The 20,459-nt window shown below is 29.1% G+C and carries 14 protein-coding genes and 1 tRNA gene; 10 read left to right on the top strand and 5 right to left on the bottom strand.

The genetic code is table 11. The features are described 5' to 3' along the window. Positions 1-63 precede the first annotated feature (63 nt). From MKD41_RS11940 to MKD41_RS11955, 4 genes are all read right to left on the bottom strand, one after another. Entirely contained in the window at positions 64-1,419 is a 1,356-nt protein-coding gene (locus MKD41_RS11940; protein ID WP_240242518.1) for a sulfatase-like hydrolase/transferase, read from the bottom strand. Between the two features lie 109 nt (positions 1,420-1,528). Then, positions 1,529-4,690 carry a glycoside hydrolase family 2 TIM barrel-domain containing protein gene (locus MKD41_RS11945; protein ID WP_240242519.1) on the bottom strand — a complete coding sequence of 1,054 codons (3,162 nt, stop codon included), beginning with the start codon at positions 4,688-4,690 and terminating at the stop codon, positions 1,529-1,531. A gap of 19 nt (positions 4,691-4,709) precedes the next feature. Then, positions 4,710-6,305 carry a sulfatase gene (locus tag MKD41_RS11950; RefSeq protein WP_240242520.1) on the bottom strand — a complete coding sequence of 532 codons (1,596 nt, stop codon included), beginning with the start codon at positions 6,303-6,305 and terminating at the stop codon, positions 4,710-4,712. 126 nt (positions 6,306-6,431) lie between these two features. Beyond that, complete coding sequence (locus MKD41_RS11955) at positions 6,432-7,877, bottom strand: arylsulfatase (protein WP_240242521.1); 1,446 nt, start codon at positions 7,875-7,877, stop codon at positions 6,432-6,434. A 530-nt stretch (positions 7,878-8,407) separates the two neighbouring features. Here MKD41_RS11955 and MKD41_RS11960 point away from each other — a divergent pair. The 10 genes from MKD41_RS11960 (at position 8,408) to MKD41_RS12005 (ending at position 20,222) form a co-directional block, all read left to right on the top strand. Further along, the gene (locus MKD41_RS11960; RefSeq protein WP_240242522.1) at positions 8,408-10,831 is read left to right on the top strand and encodes a sugar-binding domain-containing protein; all 2,424 of its coding nucleotides are present in this window, start codon (positions 8,408-8,410) and stop codon (positions 10,829-10,831) included. Positions 10,832-10,894: 63 nt separating this feature from the next. Further along, complete coding sequence (locus MKD41_RS11965) at positions 10,895-12,367, top strand: arylsulfatase (protein ID WP_240242523.1); 1,473 nt, start codon at positions 10,895-10,897, stop codon at positions 12,365-12,367. A 276-nt stretch (positions 12,368-12,643) separates the two neighbouring features. Continuing rightward, positions 12,644-13,507: an AraC family transcriptional regulator gene (locus MKD41_RS11970; protein WP_240242524.1), complete on the top strand. Its 864-nt coding sequence runs from the start codon at positions 12,644-12,646 to the stop codon at positions 13,505-13,507. A 99-nt stretch (positions 13,508-13,606) separates the two neighbouring features. Next, positions 13,607-14,056 carry a MoaF-related domain-containing protein gene (locus MKD41_RS11975; RefSeq protein ID WP_240242525.1) on the top strand — a complete coding sequence of 150 codons (450 nt, stop codon included), beginning with the start codon at positions 13,607-13,609 and terminating at the stop codon, positions 14,054-14,056. Between the two features lie 82 nt (positions 14,057-14,138). Then, on the top strand, positions 14,139-14,687 hold the full coding sequence (locus tag MKD41_RS11980) for an O-methyltransferase (RefSeq protein WP_240242526.1): 549 nt from the start codon (positions 14,139-14,141) through the stop codon (positions 14,685-14,687). Positions 14,688-14,929: 242 nt separating this feature from the next. Next, positions 14,930-16,279, top strand: a complete 1,350-nt coding sequence (locus MKD41_RS11985; RefSeq protein ID WP_240242527.1) for an alkyl/aryl-sulfatase — start codon at positions 14,930-14,932, stop codon at positions 16,277-16,279. A gap of 133 nt (positions 16,280-16,412) precedes the next feature. After that, a complete protein-coding gene (locus tag MKD41_RS11990) occupies positions 16,413-17,141 on the top strand; it encodes an SIP domain-containing protein (RefSeq protein ID WP_240242528.1) in 729 nt (242 codons plus the stop codon). A 1-nt stretch (position 17,142) separates the two neighbouring features. Continuing rightward, positions 17,143-18,291, top strand: a complete 1,149-nt coding sequence (egtB, locus tag MKD41_RS11995) for an ergothioneine biosynthesis protein EgtB (protein ID WP_240242529.1) — start codon at positions 17,143-17,145, stop codon at positions 18,289-18,291. A gap of 2 nt (positions 18,292-18,293) precedes the next feature. Beyond that, a complete protein-coding gene (locus MKD41_RS12000) occupies positions 18,294-19,256 on the top strand; it encodes an L-histidine N(alpha)-methyltransferase (RefSeq protein WP_240242530.1) in 963 nt (320 codons plus the stop codon). A gap of 105 nt (positions 19,257-19,361) precedes the next feature. Further along, the gene (locus MKD41_RS12005; RefSeq protein WP_240242531.1) at positions 19,362-20,222 is read left to right on the top strand and encodes an SDR family oxidoreductase; all 861 of its coding nucleotides are present in this window, start codon (positions 19,362-19,364) and stop codon (positions 20,220-20,222) included. A 144-nt stretch (positions 20,223-20,366) separates the two neighbouring features. Here the strand turns inward: MKD41_RS12005 and MKD41_RS12010 are convergent. Next, a tRNA-Ala gene (locus MKD41_RS12010) sits at positions 20,367-20,443 on the bottom strand. Positions 20,444-20,459 lie beyond the last annotated feature (16 nt).

Genomic DNA, 20,459 nt, shown 5'->3' on the forward strand with positions numbered 1-20,459 from the left:
TTTTGAAACAGCCTTTTTTTTACACTTATTTTATGGTGAATTTTATAAACTTTTAGAATTAGTTTATTTCATACGTTCTGCATTTTTAGATTGCCAATCGGCTAAATAAGCTTCTAATTCTTTAACTATTTCAGGCTCTTTATCTGCAAGATTAACTTTTTCTCCTATATCATCTTTTAAATTGTACAATTCTATTTTTTGTTTTTTCACATATTTTAAAAGTTTCCAATCGCCTTTACGTACAGCAGCATTATTTCGTTGCCAAAAAAGAATTTCATGAGGTTCACTTGTTTTTTCACCTTTTAAAAACGGAATTAAATCAACCCCATCTAATGGTTTTGGATTATTTGCTGGATTACCACCTGCTAAATTTAAAAATGTTGGAAATAAGTCTAACGAAATAACTGGAGCATTATATTCTGTGTTTTCAGCCAGTGTACCAGGCATACTTAATAAAAATGGCACACGATTACCACCTTCTAGTTCAGAGCCTTTAAAACCTCTAAGAGGCCAATTATTGGTATGCATTTGTGTACTTTGTCCTCCGTTATCATTAACCCACACAACAAGCGTGTTTTTACGTAGTCCTTTTTCTTCAAGATAATTTAAAAGTTTTCCAAAATTACGGTCTAAAGAATTTGTCATTCCACCAGTAATACGTCGTACTGGATCTTTAAGATTTTGGTATGGTAACATATCTTCTGGCTCCGTTTCTAGCGGATGGTGTATTGCATTGTACGAAAGATATAAAAAGAAAGGTTTGTTTTCTTTTTCACTAACATTCATAAATTCAATAGCTTTATCTGTAAATAAATCTGTTGTATAAAAATCCATTTCAGACTCATTTAATAAAGTGCGGTTATGGCGAAGATTGTTTCTGTAAACTGCTGCACTATCTTTAACTTGCGTTTGAGGATAATAACTTCTACTTCCTGAAAGAAATCCATAAAAATAATCGAAACCTCGATCGTTAGGATGAAAATTTTCTTGATAGCCCATATGCCATTTTCCTATAATACCTGTGCTATATCCTTCTTTTTGCATAGCATCTGCAATAGTTGTTTCGCTTTTAGGTAAATTTTGATATTGTTTAGGATTCATAAAAAATCCAAAGCGTTGTTGGTAACGTCCTGTAAGAAGTCCAGCTCTTGAAGGACCGCATACAGAAGCACTTACATAGCCGTTGGTACAAAATATACCAGTAGCTGCAAGTCTATCTATTTGAGGTGTTTTAAAATCTTCGGAACCTTGAAAACCATAATCGTGATAACCAGCATCGTCTGTTAGAATAAATAAAATATTTGGTTTTGAAGTATTTTTATGCTGTGCATTGCTATTAAAAAAAAATCCTAAAAAAAACAGTAAAATTGTTTTAAATAGGATCCTTTTTTTTGAGTTTTTAAATATATAATTTTTCATATTATAGTTATTTCAGGCTTTAATTATTTATTAAAACAAACTGTGTTTTTAATATTTTAATTCACTGTGATTGCAAAATCACAGTGAATTAAAAGAATATTTAAAAAAATTACTGTATTGGTTTTATGGTATAACTGTACGATAAATTTGAAGGTTTTATTTGGTATTGTTTATGAGCTGTTCTACCCCAACTAGTATCACCACCAACACCCATTTGCTTATAATCGATATTAATATTTACCAAATCTCTTTTTACAATATCTGTAGTATGACGTTGTTTTTTAGAGTCTCCAGCATCAAAATCATCATTATATTGATGGTGTGTATTAAAGCTTATTTTATCTAGACCAGTAATTTTAATTCCTTTTCCTTCATTATTTATAAATGAAACCCATCTTGTTTCGGTTCTATAACCGTTTTCTTGTGGACGGATGTATGGATAGTATAATTCTTCAACACTAGATTGATATTGACCAACTAATGCAGCAGTATTTCTATCTTGATAATTTTCAAAAGGACCTTTACCAAACCATTTTACTTGGTTAAATTCATTTTTAATAATTAAATTATTTCCAAATCTTGGCAACATAGGAAGTTTAGCATCTACATCATTTAAATTAGTAGTTACTAGTATTTCTCCTAAACTATTAATGGTATAATTTATAGTTACATTTGCTTTTACTGCGGTTAATTCAAAAACAGTTTTAATAGAAACTAGACCTTTACTATCTTGTTTTTCTTCAATAGAAATTAGTTTTTGTTGTTTAGAAGCTTCTTTCCAAACACCTAATTTTTTAGGCATTTTAAAACCAAAATCATTATCTGTTGTAGGTCTCCAAAAATTAGCTTTTACACCTTCTAAAATTATATTTCCTTGTCCATAATCTAAAGTACTTATAGCTCCTGTTTCTTTGCTAAAAGCAATATTAAAAGCATCTGCAGTAACTGAAATTGATGTATCGTCGTTACTAATTTTTATATCGTTATTACTCTCAGTTAAAAATTCAGGCGTTTTAGCGTCTGTTAATTCAAATTGTTCGTAAGCAATTTCGTGTCCTTCAGGAACTAAATCTGTAGCTTTTTTAGTTTTAGCATATATGTTTAAATGATATTCTGCAGTACTATTTTCTAAAGCTGGTAAATCTATATTTACTTTTTTTGAAGCATAAGGAGCTATGTCTAATTGAGGGACATTTCCTTTAGAAATTTCAACACCATTTTCTAATAATTTCCATTCAAAATCAAATTCATTTAAGTTGGTAAAATCGTAGATGTTTTTAATTTCTATTTCTCCATTTTTTAAGTTTGAAGCTTTAAATTTTATGTATTGATATACTTTTTTTACTTCATACAGTGAAGGATGAGGTGTTCTATCAGGGTTTACAACTCCGTTTAAACAAAAGTTTTTATCGTGTTGTAAATCTTGGCCTCCTAAATCTCCTCCGTATGCCCAATAAGATTCTCCTTTATCATTTGTAGTTAAAATACCTTGGTCTACCCAATCCCAAATAAAACCACCTTGCATAATGTCATATTTTTCAATGACATCCCAGTAATCTTGTAAGTTACCAACACTATTACCCATTGCGTGCGCATATTCACATTGAATTAGTGGACGTGTAGGGTTGTTTTCGGCATATTTTATCATAGATTCTATAGACCAATACATTGGTGGTTGAATGTCTGTATTATCATATTTTGTAGCACCTTCATATTGTGTTGGTCTAGTTGTATCATTTTCTTTTAACCAATTGTAAGTAGCTACAAAATTATCGCCGTTTCCAGCTTCATTACCAAGAGACCAAGTTATAATTGATGCGTGGTTTTTATCGCGCTCAAACATACGTATTGTTCTATCTAAATGCATTTCTTTCCATTCAGGTAAATATGCTGGATGTACTGCTTGTTTTTTCTTATTATTGTCTAAACCTTGGTTGGTAGCACCCATACCATGAGTTTCAATATTGGCTTCATCAATTACATAAAAACCATATTCATCACATAATCTATAAAAGTGTGTATTTTTAGGGTAATGGCTACAACGAATAGCGTTTACGTTATGTTGTTTCATAACTTCTAAATCTTTTAAAGTTAATGCTTCTGAAACAACGTGTCCTTCAGTATCACTGTGGTCGTGTAGATTTACACCTTTTAATAAAACAGGTTTTCCGTTTACTAAAAATTGATTGTTTTTTATAGTAATATTTCTAAATCCTACTTTTACGCTTGTACTTTCGTTATTAACACTTAAAAGTAATGTATATAAATTTGGATGTTCTGCATTCCAAGTTTTAATATTTGCAATTTTTTTTGCGAATTCTATTGTATTTTGTCCTGTTTTTAGGTTAACTTCTTTAGTTTCATTATAAACAACTTTATCGCCATCTAAAAGTTTTACAACCACTTCTTTTTTAGAAGTTTTTGGAGTGTTATTATTAACCTTTAAAGAAAGATTAAAAACACCATCTTTATAGTTGTTTTCTAAATCTGCTGTTACTCTAAAATCTCTTAAAGTAATTTTATTTGTTGCATATAAATACACATCTCTTTCAATTCCGCTAAGTCTCCAAAAGTCTTGATCTTCCATATAACTTGCATCAGACCAACGTAAAACTTGTACGGCTAATTTGTTAGTACCTTTTTTAATAAGGTCTGTAACTTTAAATTCTGCAGGAGTTTTACTTCCTTCATTATAACCAACCATTTCGCCGTTTAGCCAAACATACATAGCTCCACTAACACCAGCAAAATGTAAATAAACATCTTTTCCGTCCCAATCTTCAGAAATTTCAAATTCTTTTAAATAACTACCATTATTATTTATATTGTGTGGAATGTATGGTGGATTTGCAGGAAACATATATTTTACATTTGTATAAACAGGTATTCCAAAACCTTTTAATTCCCAATTTGAAGGAACAGTAATAGTATCCCAACCTGCTATATCAAAACCATCTTTATAAAAATCTGTTGGTCTTGCTTGTACGCTATCTGCGTAATAGAAATTCCAAGTTCCGTTTAAAGATTTATACAAAGAAGAGTTTTCCCAGCTTTCATTTTCTAAAGCTAATTCAGAATTTCCATATCTATAAAAAGCAGCTGTTGGTTGCTCTCTATTAATTTGAAATACTTCAGGATTTTCCCATTCAGGATTTTCCCATTTTTCAGCTGTGTACATAGGCCTTTCTTTTTTATTTTCTACACAAGAAAAAAGAGTTACAACTACCGATATTAGTAGTAGTAAGTTTAATTGAGTTGCATACTTTGTCATTGATATATATTTAAATTGATTAATCTTTTGTTACTTTACTATCCCACCAGGTTTTATTAGGTGAAAAATCTTTTGAAAGGAAATTTTTTCGTTGTTTTTCTAAATTTGGAAGTTTTTTATTTTTCACATCATCTTCGTATTTAGCTCTTTTTATAGGATTAAATTGCTTGTCTTTAGTTGGAAATTTAGCATTTACTTCTACCAACCAATTTTTTAATTTTTGACTTAATTTAGCTGTGATTTCTGAAAATTCTTCGGCAACATTATGTTGTTCATAAGGGTCAGTTTCTAAATTATATAACTCATTAATTTCATCTTCGTAATAATGAATTAATTTCCATTTACCTTCTCTAATAATAGAGTTTGGGTCTCCACCCTGATTTCCATAATGTGGGTAATGCCAATATAATGGACGCTCTGGAAGTTGTAAATTTTCGTTTATTATAGGTTTTAAACTAAGGCCATCTACATGTTGTTCTGGCATTAATTTAATGTTTGCATAATCTAAAATAGTTGGATAAAAATCGGCGCCAGTTACTGGATATTCAATTTTTTTACCATTTGAATTTTCTCCAGGAACGTAAATTAAATAAGGTTCTTTTATACCGCCTTCCCATTGGTATCCCTTACCGCCTTTATAAGGTAAGTTTGAAGTTGAAAAAGAGTCTCCAGAAGCAACACCGCCATTATCTGAAGTAAAAATTATAATGGTATTGTCTTCGATTCCTAATTTTTTAATTCCTTCTAATACTACTCCAACGGCATCATCCATAGTTTCTACCAAACCAGCATATACAGGATTGTCTTGTACAATTCTAATCGGTAGTTTTTTTTCCATTTCAAACCCTTTTTCTCGAACACCTTGTTTAGAAGCTTTATTTCTGTATTTATCCCACTTTTCTTGTGTGGTTTCTATAGGACCGTGAACAGCGTAAAACGATAAAAATGCAAAAAAGCTACTATCTTTATTTTTTGAAATAAAATCTACAGTTTCATTTGCCAAACGCATAGTTAAATTTTCTCCATCGGCACCTTTTTCTAATTTCGGATTTGTATACGGCGCATAATATCCATTTTTTGGACTTCCACTAGACCAACCACCTTTATTAATTTCAAATCCGTGGTCTTCAGGGTACGAACCTTCATCTCCTAAATGCCATTTTCCTGCAAAAAATGTTTTATACCCATTGGCTTTTAAAACTTCAGCAATGGTGCTGTCTCTTTTGGGTAAGTTATGTTTGTATTCTGCAGGCAATAATTTATCGAATCGATTTTTTTCTCTCCAACGTTCACCAGATCTTGCACCAATCCAATCTGTAATTCCGTGCCTTGCAGTAAATTTACCTGTCATAATAGTAGCTCTTGATGGGCTACAAACAGAACCTCCTGCATAACCATTGGTAAAAATCATACCTTTAGAAGCTAATAAATCTATGTTTGGTGTTTCATAAAATTTGCTTCCAGCAAAACTCATGTCTTGTACACCATAATCATCAACCAAAATAAAAACAATGTTTGGTTTTTTTTGTTCTTTAGAAGTTGTTACGCTTTCTACTTTAGTACCACAAGAAGCCAATAGAAATGCGACTATGCAATAAGTATAAATTTTATTCATATTATAAATTTATTATTCTTTAAATTTTAGTTAACGTTTTTTAATTATAACCCCTCATTTTGTAAAAAAATGAAGGATTATAAACATTTATTAAACTCAAACAAAATTTCATTAATCTAGATATTATTATTTTTCATATCCAAAGCTAAATTCTTTAGAAAACGAATGTTCATTGTTCATAATTTCAGAAATCTTTTTAACAATTTCTGGATTTTCATTTGCAATATTATGTTCTTCACCAATATCATTAGCTAAATTATAAAGCTCTATAGGTGCATTAGAATTAGTATTCATTTTTAAGCGAATTCCTTTCCAATTACCTAATCTAACAGCTTGTTTTCCTCCTTGTTCATGAAATTCCCAATATAAATAGCTATGTTCTTCTTGTTTTTTTCCGATTAATTCAGGTAAAAATGAAATACCATTAATAGTTTCGGGTGTATTAACTTGTGCAATTTCACAAAATGTTGGCATTACATCCCAAAAAGCAGAAATATGATTAGATGTTGAATTTGCATTTATTTTTTCTGGCCAATACGCAATCATTGGAACACGAATTCCGCCTTCATACAAATCGCGTTTCACGCCTTTTAATTCGCCATTGCTGTTAAAATATTTTGGATCAGCACCACCTTCTTGGTGAGGACCATTATCTGAAGTAAAAATAATAATGGTATTTTCAGCAATGCCAGCTTTTTCTAATTTATTTCTAATTTCGCCAACATGTGTATCTAAAAGATGAACCATAGCAGCAAAAGCAGCGTGCGCCTCTCTTTGAGTACCATAACCTCCGTTTTTGTAAGCTTTTCCATCATCAACTCCATTAAAAGTTTTTTCAGGTAAAAGTTTACCTCTATATTTTGTGATATATTTTTCTGGTAATAACAGTTCTGCATGTGGTATTATAGTTGGGTAATACATAAAAAAGGTAGTATCTTTATTTTTTTCTATAAATGAAAGTGCTTGTTCATGAATTAGTTCTGGAGCATAGGTCTCAGTTTTTTTTCCGCTATTGCCTTCAAGCATTATTTTTGTTTGATTGTGCCATAGATGGTATGGATAATAATTATGTGCAATTCTTTGACAATTATATCCGTAAAACTCATCAAAACCTTGATTGTTCGGATCTCCTTCAGAACCGGGATATCCTAATCCCCATTTACCAAAAGCACCTGTAACATAACCAGCAGATTTTAATAGTTCTGGAACAGTTACTATAGAAGATTTTATTGGTAACTGCCCTTCATCTGTTACTCTTTTATTTCCACGAATAAATGTATTTCCAGTATGTTGTCCTGTCATTAAAGTAGAACGAGAAGGTGCACATACTGTAGAACCTGCGTAATGATCTGTAAAAAACATACCATCTTTTGCTAATTTATCTATGTTTGGCGTAGCAAATTTTTCTTGACCATTAAAACTGATATCACCATAGCCTAAATCGTCTGCCAATATGTAGATAATATTAGGTTTTTTAGTTTCAGTAGTTTTTGTGTTTTGTTTTTTAATAGTACAACCGCCTATTGAAAACAATAGAGAAATTGAGCATATTATTTTTATTGTAGAGTTCATATCACTTTAATTAGTTCAATCTAATTATTACTTTAAAATTTTATCGACATTTTAATGTCGATAAAATAGATTTTAACAAAAATATTGAACATATAATGAAAAATGGAGGTTAAATAGTGAAATTAGTGGGTGCATTTAGTGCAAATAGATAAATTTTACTTAAAATAACACTATTTATACAAGTTTTTAAAATCACCATTTTTCACATAAAATTCAAATTTTCATAAAAAAATGCTTCTTCAGATGATATTTTTGAGTTTACATTAATTCATTATAAAATGTGGTAAAAGCTTATAAAGCTAATTCAATAACTAACATTTGAGCAAATAGTACCTCCTTTTTGAGCAAATATTAAGCCCAATAAAGTATAAGATATAACTAATTTTATCCTTTTAAAATTTCTAAACCAATTTTTAAAAAAATGATGAGTAAACTATTTTTATCAGTAATTACTTTTTAAATATAACCATGAAAAAAGTGTAGTTTATTGCTATCATTATTAATTTAATAAATAACAAAAATTATATATAATGAATATTAAAAAACTCTTAGTAGTAACTTTTATGTTCTCTTGTTTATCTGCCTTTAGTCAGGTATCATTTGGAGATGCTCAAAAAATTAATGATAACTGGAATTTTATTCTTGAAGATATTCCTGAAGCTAAAAACGCGTCATACAATAGCATTAGTTGGCAAACTGTTGATGTACCGCATGATTGGAGTGTAAGAGAACAATTAAGTCCTACTTTATCAAGTTGTACAGGTTTTTTACCAGGTGGAATTGGTTGGTATAGAAAAACAATAAATATTCCAGAAAGTAAACAAGGTGAAAAAGTATTTTTATATTTTGAAGGCGTATATAATAGGAGTGAGGTTTTTATTAACGGTAATTCTTTAGGAAAACGACCAAATGGATATATTTCTTTTGCTTATGATGCTACTTCTTTTGTAAAATATGGAGAAGAAAACACTATTGCAGTTCGTGTAGATCATAGTAAAAGTGCAGATTCTCGTTGGTACACCGGATCAGGAATTTATAGAGATGTTTGGTTGGTTTATTCCAATCCGGTACACATTGCACAATGGGGAGTTTATGCGTATCCAGAAGTAAATAAATCTACAGGAATTTTAAATATTGAGGTTGCTTTAGAAAATGAAACAGCTTCAAAAGTAAATTTAGAGGTGAAAAACGAATTATTGGATTCAAATGGTAAAGTAGTATCAAAAAACTCGAAAAAAGTAGCAATTATACCTAATAATAACAATACAATTACTACTAAAATAAAGTTGAGAAATGCTAAGTTATGGGATTTAGAAAATCCAAATCTTTATAATTTAAGAACAACAGTTTATAAAAACGGTATTCAAATAGATCAAACAATTACTCAAACAGGTTTTCGCAGTTTTACTTTTGATCCAAATAAAGGATTTGCGCTTAATGGTAAATGGATGAAAATGAAAGGCGTTTGTTTACATCACGATTCTGGTGTATTAGGAGCAGCAATGTATAAAGACGTTTGGAAAAAAAGGTTAAAAACACTTAAAGAGATAGGTGTAAATGCAATACGTACAAGCCATAATCCACAAGCTACAGATTTTTATGAACTATGTGATGAGTTAGGTTTACTTGTTTTAAATGAAGCTTATGATGAATGGGAATTTCCTAAACGTAAATGGTTAGTGGGATGGAACAAAGGAACACCAGGGTTTGAAGGTAGTTATGATTATTTTGAAGAATGGGCAGAGAAAGATTTAGAAGATTTTGTGCGTCGTGATAGAAATCATGTTTCTGTTTTTGCTTGGAGTATTGGTAATGAAGTAGATTATCCAAACGATCCATATTCTCATCCAGTGTTAGATGGAGGTGGAGATACTGGTTTTTCACAAGCAACTTACGGAGGTTATCAAAAAGATGCTCCAGATGCTATGCGCCTTGGTGCTATAGCAAAACGTTTAGTAGCTGCTGTTGAAAAGTATGATACATCTAGACCTACAACTGCTGGTCTTGCAGGAGTTGCAATGTCTAATAAAACTGAATATCCAGGTGCTTTAGGTATTGCAGGTTATAATTATACAGAAAGTAAATACCATTCAGATCATAAAAAATACCCTAATAGAGTAATTTACGGAAGTGAAAATCGTCATGATATTGATGCTTGGTTAGCCGTAAAAAATAATGAACATATTTTCGGACAGTTTTTATGGACTGGTTTCGATTATTTGGGTGAATCTGGAAGATGGCCTTCAAGAGGATTCTATTCAGGACTAGTTGATTTTTCTGGAGAAATTAAACCAAAAGGTTATTTTCGTCAGTCACTTTGGTCTGCAGAACCTATGATATATATTGGAACTTATACTCCAAGAAATGAAAATCATATTTCTATGGATGCTTGGCCTTTATGGAATTATAAGGAAGGAAAAATGATTAGAGTTGCTTGTTACACTAATGCAGCAAAAGCACGTTTAGAATTAAATGGAAAAATTGTTGGTGAAGTGAAAGATTATGATGAAGAAACGGGGATCATTTATTGGGATATCCCTTTTGCTAAAGGAAAATTAGAAGCTGTAGGTTTAGACGCTAATAATAATGAAGAAAGTCGTTATGCCATTACAGAATCTCAACAACCTTACGCTCTTAAAATTGACCAAAAGAATATAACTATAGATTCAGAAAATGGAGTTGCCCAAATTAATGTTCGTGTGGTAGATAAAGAAGGAATACCAGTTATGTTAAGTGACAATGAAGTAAAATGTACTATTGAGGGTGTAGCAACACTTTTAGGTCTTGAAGCTGGAAATAATTCAGATATGACAGATTATACAGATAATGTACAACGTGTTTTTCACGGACATATTTCAGCATATATTAAAGCAAATGGAGAAAAAGGTACGGTTAAAGTTAGTTTTAAAAGTCCTTGGTTACAGTCAGTTTCAACAACAATTACTATTGAATAAAAAACACTTCAATAACATTATACTTGTTGAAAATTAACTATAAACTATAATTAATAATTTTATATGAAAAAATATTTTAATAAATTAGAAACAAAACTTATATATGTTGTGTTACTTTCAGTTGTTTTAGGTTGTGGTAACAAACAAAAAACGATAAGTGAAGAAATTCAAACAGAAAAAAAACCTAATATTATTTACATATTAGCAGACGATTTAGGTTATGGTGATATCAGTTTTAATGGTCAAGAAAAATTTTCTACACCAAACATAGATAAATTGGCAAAAGATGGTATGTTTTTTACAGATCATTATGCAGGTTCAACAGTTTGTGCGCCTTCTCGTTCTGCTTTAATGACAGGGCAACATACTGGAAACACCTTTATACGTGGTAATAAAGGAACTAATCATGAAGGCGATTTTCCTTTAGAATCTTCAGAAGTAACAGTTGCAGAACTTTTAAAATCTACTGGTTATGTTACAGGTGCATTTGGTAAATGGGGATTAGGTTATCCAGGTTCCGAAGGTGATCCAAACAATCAAGGTTTTGATGAGTTTTACGGATATAATTGGCAATTGATTGGGCATAATTATCATCCATATTATTTATGGCATAACCAAACAAAAGTAATGTTAGAAGGTAATAGTGGAGATAAAACGGAAGATTATGGTCCTGAAATTATTCATAAACAAGCACTTTCATTTATAGAAAAAAATAAGGATACTACTTTTTTTATGTATTATCCAACTATAATTCCGCATGCAGAACTTGTTGCTCCTGAAGTTTATATGGAAAAGTTTAGAGGTAAGTTTTTACCTGAAAAAAAATATAAGGGTAAAGATTTTGGCGATAAAAATTATAAAATGGGAGGTTATGCTTCTCAAGATGAGCCACGTACGGCTTTTGCAGCAATGGTTCATCTTTTAGATTTACATGTTGGTGAGATAAGAAAAAAAATTGAAGACCTTGGTATTGCAGATAATACCATAATAATATTTACTTCAGATAATGGACCTCATAAAGAAGGTGGAGCCGACCCAGAATATTTTAATAGTAATGGTGATTTAAAAGGTTTTAAACGTGATTTGTATGAAGGTGGTATTCGTGTTCCAATGATTGCGAATTGGCCAGGTAAAATTAAGCCAAATTCTACATCAAACCATATCTCAGCATTTTGGGATTTTTTACCAACAGCTTGTGAAATTGCACAAGTTAATACACCTGAAAATATTGATGGTATTTCATTTTTACCAGAATTATTAGAAAAAGAACAAGAAAGCCATGATTATTTATATTGGGAATTTTTAGAACGTGGAGGTAGACAGGCAGTTAGGTTAGGTAATTGGAAAGGTGTTCGATTAAAAATGAGCGATAATCCAAATGCATCAATAGAGCTTTACGATTTAGCAAATGATATTGGAGAAGCACACAATATTGCAAATGAAAACCCAGAAATTGTTAAAAAGATTTCTGAAATTATGGAAAAAGAACACACCTATTCTAAAGAGTATAGCTTTAAGTTTGAAAAGAATAAGTAGTTTTTAAAAGAGTATAAATAATTTTTTAAGTAGTTTTATATCAGCTGTTTATACCTTACTTTTACCGAAAAACAATATTTAGCATTGGTATTGTTTTTCGGGTTTTTTTAGTTATAATCTCTTTTAAGATTAATATAACTATTTTAGTTTAAAAAAATTGTAGAATAGAATTTTTGTTAAGTTTAAATTTTTAGATATAAGTATAACCTATTAAAGCTTTAAGTTTGTATTAAACTAGAAATATTGTAATTTTAATTATTATTTTAAAACAATTATTTGAAAAACATACCTAATATATCATTTAAAAGTTTAGAAAATAAAATTGATTTTGAGTTTCTAAATCTGTCTAAATTATTTAAAAGATTAGATACAATTAATGATCATGACCCAACGGAACCACATAGAATTTCTTTTTTTGCGTTGCTTATTGTTACTAAAGGAACAGGTAAACATCAAATAGATTTAAATGAATATAATTTGTCTGAAGGAACTGTATTAAAAATTGCAAAAGGACAGGTTCATGCGTTTCAAAAAAACGCAAAATACAAAGGATTTTTAATATTATTTACAGAGAGTTTTGTACTTAATCACTTTTCAAAATCTTCAATAAATGTAATTTCACATTTATACAATTACCATATAACTTCACCTATCTTTAACGATAAAACCGATAATGAATCTTTTCTAAATCAACTTATTGCAGAGCTTAATACCGAAAATGATTATGCTCAAAAAAATATTGTAGCTGCATTGTTAAATTTGTATTTATTAAGGTTAGAACGCAAATCAAATAACAATAAATTACAGAACAATAATTTTAATCTTTATACTGTATTTATTCAATTTAAAAATTATGTAGAAGTTAATTATACAACTACAAGAAACGTAAAAGATTACGCTAAAATGTTATTTATTTCTACAAAATTTTTAAATCAAGTGGTAAAAGAATTTACATTAGATACTGCTAAAACGTTTATAGATAATTATGTAGTTTTAGAAATTAAAAGATCTATTGTAAGTAGTAATAATAGTTTTAAAGAAATTGCCTTTGAAAAAGGTTTTGATGAGGTTACCAATTTTACCAAATTTTTTAAAAAGCACACGGGTACAACTCCTAAACAGTTTAAAGCTAAGCTGTAATTTTTAATATTCGCATATTTACCATTATTTTATAAAGATTAACCTTTTCAACTATTAAGCATTAGTTCAACTTTGTGGCTAACTTTAAATTCAAAAAAAATGAAAATAAAATTAGTTATACTACTGTGTTTAATACTAGTAACAGGAGCAGTTAGTTTTGCACAAAATCAAATTTTTGAAGATAATAATTTTCAATTTGGACAACCTCAACACTTACTAGATGGCTACTCATTAAATTTTCAATATCAAAATGGTACTGGGTTGCATATGGAATTTAATAATGGCAAAGCACAATACCAATGGGTTGCAGGACCGAATAAAGGAAAAGGAAATAAAGAAATTCCTTATCGTTCAAGTAAAATAGGTCACAATCTTTATTTAGTTAATTGGCACGAAGAAGGTTTAAAAGATTACTTAACAATTGTTTTTGATTTTAATAATATGATAATGCATAGCTCTATAATTGTCGGCTACCAAAATAATCCAGAAAGAACTTTAAAAACAGTGTTTTTAAGAGGTGTAATTGACCATTTAAAGAGTGTTAATTAATATGTTAAATACACAATTTAATAAGATAGAGTCAACTTTAAATCAATTATTTAACGAGTCTAAGAATGATCGTTATAAAATAATGAAAAGTTTAGCAAAAAGTGCTTTAAGATCTATTAAACCAATTGATTTTAAAGATGTTTATCTTTCAATTACAAAAAAACAAGGGATAGATTTGGTACAACTTGTTAAAGAAAATAATTTTAAAAATATAGTTGAGTTTGGAACTTCATTTGGAATATCTACACTTTTTTTAGCGCAAGGTGTACTAGAAACAAAAGGGAAAATAATTACTACAGAATTATTGGAATCTAAAGCAAAAATAGCCATAGAAAACTTTAAAACTGCAGAAGTAAATAAGTTGATTGAAGTTAGAATTGGTGATGCTATGGAAACTTTAAAAGGTTATAATAAACCTATAGATTTATTGTTTTTAGATGGTTGGAAAGACTTGTATTTATCATTATTTTTAATGCTAGAATCTAATTTTAATAGCAATACTATTATTTATGTAGATAATGCAAATATGGAAGAATCACAACTTTTTTTAAAAAAGATAAGCAAAAATACTGATTATTTTTTTACTTCAAAATATAAAGGTAAAGTGGTTTTAATTAAGAAAATACATTAACTAAGGGACAATAATTATTAGTTAATAATTCACATATTTACCATTTTTAATAGAAGATTTACCTTTTAAATTATTGTAATAAATATCATTTTTGACTAAAAAAAAAGCTTTTAAAAAAGCTGAAAGTTGGTAATTAGAATCGAAAATTAATAGAAATGAAAATAAGAAAGAATAAAACGTTAAATATTTACGTATCAGTCAATAAAAAATTTAATAGAGTTCTAAAATTTAGTATATTAATAATGGCAGTTATCATTTTGCAAGGATGTGAAAATACATCAGAAAAAAATATTACTCAAGAACAAAAATTAGAGCAAGAGCATCCAAATATTACTAAATTAAAAGGTCAAAGTACTGAATTTACTCCAGAAATTATCAAATTAAACGAAAATGTATATGTTGCCGTTGGTTATGATGGTTCAAATACATCAATGGTTATTGGTGAAGACGGAGTTGTAATTATTGATGCGCTTCGTGCACTAGGTGCTGCAGAAATTGTAGCAAATAAATTTAGAGAAATAACTAGTAAACCTGTTAAGGCAGTAATTTATACACACGGACATGACGATCATACCGGTGGAACTTCTGCTTTTATAGGTGATAGTAAAAATGTAAAAATTATTGCGAGAGCTGGATTTAAAGAGGAATTACAAGGTAAATCTCCTGTAGAACCTATTTTAAAAAAACGTAATGGACGACAGTTTGGACGCGATTTACCTGCTAAAGATATTATTAATAGAGGTGTTGCTCCTGGAAGTACGTCAAAAGATAGAGTTGGCAAGGGATATATTGAGCCAAATATTACACTTAATGACTCTTTGTTTGTTAATTTAGCAGGTATAGATTTTCAACTTTTTGCAGCTAATGGAGAAACAAATGATGAACTTTTTGTTTGGATACCAAGCGAAGAATCTTTGTTTACAGGAGATAATTATTACAAATCATTTCCTAACCTTTATGCAATTAGAGGTTCTCAATATAGAGATGTTAAATCTTGGGGAGAATCAATTCAAAAAATGAGCACTTTTCCAGTAGAACATATTATACCAGGGCATACACGCCCAGTATCTGGAAAAACAATTGCTTATAAAAATCTTAAAAATTATTCAACAGCTATTTTAAGTGTTTACCAACAAACAATAGATGCTTTAAATAAAGGTTATACACTTCAGCAAACGGTAGAAAGCGTTAAATTGGCAGATTCTCTAAGAAATCAACCTAATTTACAAGAGTTTTATGGTTCAGTTTCCTGGGGAGTTCGTTCTATATTTCTTCATTATGTAGGTTGGTTTGATGGAAACCCAACAAACCTTTATCCGTTATCTTCAGCAAAAGAAGCAAAGCATATAGTTGAACTTGCAGGTGGTAAAGAAAAAGTTTTAGAGCATTTAAATAATACGGTTAAAAATGGTGATTACCAATGGGGTTTACAATTAGCAGATTATCTACTTCAAACAGATTATAAAATAACAAAAATCACAGAAATTAAAATTCAATTGTTAAGAAGTATAGCTGCACAACAAATAAATGCGCCTGCTAGAAATTATTACCTTTCTTATGCATACGAATTGGAAAAAAATAATGTAAAGTAGCATTATGGTATCATAAAAATTAAAGCATTATGTAATTTAAAATTCTCATATTTACCATTTTTAATAGAAGATTTACCTTTTACAGATTAGTTATAAATATGACTTTTGAAAAAGTAATAATTTAATTATAACTATGAGTTTACTTGAAAATATATTAAAAAAGGTTGTTTTAGATAAAGCAATCATAGAAAAAAAAGAACAAATTTCAGCATTAGTTTATAAAATTCGGCTTAAAAGCGAAAGTATAAAAACTGCAGAATTTACACCTGGTTATTTTTTAAGGTTAGGTATTGGAATTGGTAATGACACTATTTCTTTTAAAGATAAAGTTAGAAGTTATAGTGTTTGGAATATTAATAAAACAGAAGGGTACTTAGATATAGCTATTGCAACAGAAAGTAAAGGGATTGGGGCGCAATGGGTTACAAACTGTAAAGAAGGAGATAGTGTGTATTTTAAATGGAAAAAAGGAAATTTTTTAGTAGATGAAACCGCAACAAGTTATTTAATGATTGGAGATTTATCTGCCTTATCTCATTTATATATTTTAAATAGAAATTTATCAAAAAATAAACAAATAGAAAGCTTAATTTATAGTGAAAAAGCTACTAATCTATTTAAAGATATAGATAACTCTACACCATTTAACTTCTATAGCTTAGAACAGAATACTACTACCGAAATATTGAATTTAGTTAAAGATATTATACCTAAAATGAAGGGAAATAAAAAGGTTTATATTGCTGGCGATAGTAGAGTTTGTATTGCGCTAAATCAATACTTTAAAAAAGAATTAAATTGGAGTACCAAACAAATTAAAACCAAGCCATTTTGGAATCCAAATAAAAAAGGATTAGAATAAAATGAATATAAATCAAAAATACAAACAAATACGGCAAGAAACGACTGAGTTTTGTAGTCATTTACATATTGAAGACTATGCCATACAGGTTGTTAAATTTGCTAGTCCACCAAAATGGCATTTGGCGCATACCACTTGGTTTTTTGAAACTTTTATTTTGAAAAATTATATAGAAAATTATACCGAATTTAATTCTAATTTTAACTTTCTTTTTAATAGTTATTATAACAATGCTGGTGATAGAATTTTACAAGCTAACAGAGGTAATATGTCTAGACCAACTACTGATGAAATTTTTGAATATAGAGCATATGTAGATACTAAAATACAAGAATTTTTACAAAATGTTTCTGATAAAAAAATTATTGATTTAGTAACTCTTGGTCTAAATCACGAGCAGCAACATCAAGAATTATTAATTACTGATGTAAAATATATGTTTGGACACAATCCTATTTTTCCTATGTTTAATAATAAATTTAATTTGGTAAAAGATAAAAATAAATCTTTCGAAAACATAAAAATAAAAGAGGGAGTTTATGAAATTGGACATAAAGGAAACGACTTTTGTTATGATAATGAATTGGGAGTTCACAAAGTTTATGTAGCAGATTTTGAAATAAATAATTACTTAGTTACCAATGGAGATTTTATAGATTTTATAGAATCTGGTGCTTATGCCGATTTTAATCTTTGGTTAGATGAGGGGTGGACTTGGGTAAATATTAACAACATAAATTCACCAATGTATTGGCATAAAATTAAAGGAGAATGGCATTATTATACTCTTGCAGGATTGCAAAAAGTAGATAAAAAAGCAATTTTAAGTCATATTAATTATTATGAAGCGAATGCTTTTGCCGAATGGAAAGGTATGCGATTACCTACTGAGTTTGAATGGGAAATTGCTTCTAAACAGTTAAATTGGGGAAAACGTTGGGAATGGACAAACAGTGCTTATTTACCATACCCAAATTTTAAAAAAGAAAATGGAGCGGTTGGAGAATACAATGGTAAATTTATGAGTAATAAAATTGTGTTAAAAGGAGCTTCAGTAGCAACTTCAAAAAAACATAGTAGGTCTACATATCGTAACTTTTTTGGACCAACAGAAAGATGGCAATATACAGGAATACGATTAGCTAAATAAGTATGACTGAAATTTTTAAGAAAGAAATAAAAGAAGGTTTAGAAGCAAGTCCTAAAACGCTTCCATCTAAATACTTTTATGATAAAACGGGAGATGCACTATTTGTAGAAATAATGAATTTACCAGAATATTATTTAACACGAAGTGAGTTAGATATATTTAAAAATAAAACGCAACAATTAATAGATTCTTTTAACTTAAAAACAGATACATATTTTGAATTAATAGAACTTGGTGCAGGTGATGGATTAAAAACTAAAGAGCTACTAAAAGAACTAGATGCACAGAATTTTAAATTCGATTTTTTTCCTATTGATATTTCTAAAAACGCGTTAGATCTTCTAGAAAAAGATTTAAAAAAAGAGATTCCAAATTTATCTGTAAAAACCCAACAAGGTGATTATTTTGAAATTTTACATTCTTTAAAAAAGAGTAAAAACCCAAAAATAGTTCTTTTTTTAGGTTCTAATATTGGAAATATGACAGATGTACAGGCTTCAAAATTTATTTACAATCTTAGTGAAAATTTACAAGAAGATGATAAATTGTTGTTAGGAGTTGATTTAATAAAACCTAAAGAAATTGTATTACCTGCATATAATGATAGCAAAGGAATTACAGCAAAATTTAATCTTAATTTATTGCATAGAATTAATCGAGAATTAAGAGGTAATTTTAATTTAAATAACTTTAAACACTTACCTGAATATACTGATAAAGAAGGAATTGCAAAAAGTTTTATAATTAGTACAACAAATCAAACAGTAGAAATAAAAGCAATAAATAAATCTTTTAATTTTAGTGAAGGAGAAAAAATTCATACTGAAATTTCAAGAAAATATAACAATATTATTATTCAAGAAATTATTTCAAATACCAACTTTATAATTGATACTAAAATAATGGATAGTAAAAAATACTTTGCAGATTATATTTTTACACGAACATCAAAATTTAAACACTAAAATAAAAGCAGCTCATTTTCACCATTTTTTTACTAAGATGTATCTATAAATTAATAAGTATCATTCGCACATTTGTAACTATAAAATAACATTTAATAAAATAGTATGAAAATAGCAGTAACATCAACCAGTGGAAAATTAGGAGCTTCAATTGTAAGACACTTAATTGATGAAATAGGAAAAGAGCAAGTTATAGGTATTGCCCGCACACCTGAAAAAGCAACATATTTAGGAGTAGAAATTATAAAAGGAGATTATAATAATAAACAAGATTTTGATGTAGCCTTAAAGGGTGTTGATGCAGTTCTTTTGGTTTCTGGAATGGATGAACCACAAAAGAGAATTATACAACATAGAAATGTAATTGAAGCAGCGAAAAATAATGGTGTTAAAAAAATAGTATACACTAGCATAATTGGAGCAGAAGAAAATAATGCTTTTAGTCCAATTGTACAAACCAATAGGCAAACTGAAAAAGACATTAGAAATTCCGGTTTAAAATGGGTTATTGGTAGAAATGGAATTTACATTGAACCAGATTTAGAATATTTAGATACCTATATAAAAGAAGGTGAAATTAGAAATTGTGCTTCTGACGGAAAATGTACATACACAAGCAGAGAAGAACTTGGTTATGCTTATGCAAAGATGCTTTTAGAAGATAAACATAATGGGAATACTTATAATTTAGTTGGAGAAGGAATAAGTCAAACTGAGTTAGCAGAAAGCATTAATAAAGTTTATACTACTAATTTAGTTTATAATTCGGTTTCAGTTAAAGATTATGCAATAGAAAGAAAGTCAGATTTAGGAGAATTTATGGGAACTATTATTGCTGGAATTTATGAAGGAATAAAAAATGGAGCAAATGATGTTCCTTCCGATTTTGAAAAAGCAGCTGGAAGATCACATAAATCTGCTTTAGAAATGGTAAAAACATTTAAAAGTATGAATACACTTTTTTAAAAGTAAGTAATTTAAAAAACAGAGGATTTAATTATTTATAGTTTTGTCCTGTGTTTTAATAGCTAAAATTAAAAATAGTAGGCTAATTTTCTGCAAACAATAAAATAAAAAAGGCCTTCAATTTATTGAACGCCTTACTGTTGTTGGTGGAGAAGATGGGAGTCGAACCCACTACCTCTTGACTGCCAGTCAAGCGCTCTAGCCAGATGAGCTACATCCCCACTATGTTTAACAAAA

The organism is Lutibacter sp. A64 (genome assembly GCF_022429565.1).
GTDB lineage: Bacteria > Bacteroidota > Bacteroidia > Flavobacteriales > Flavobacteriaceae > Lutibacter.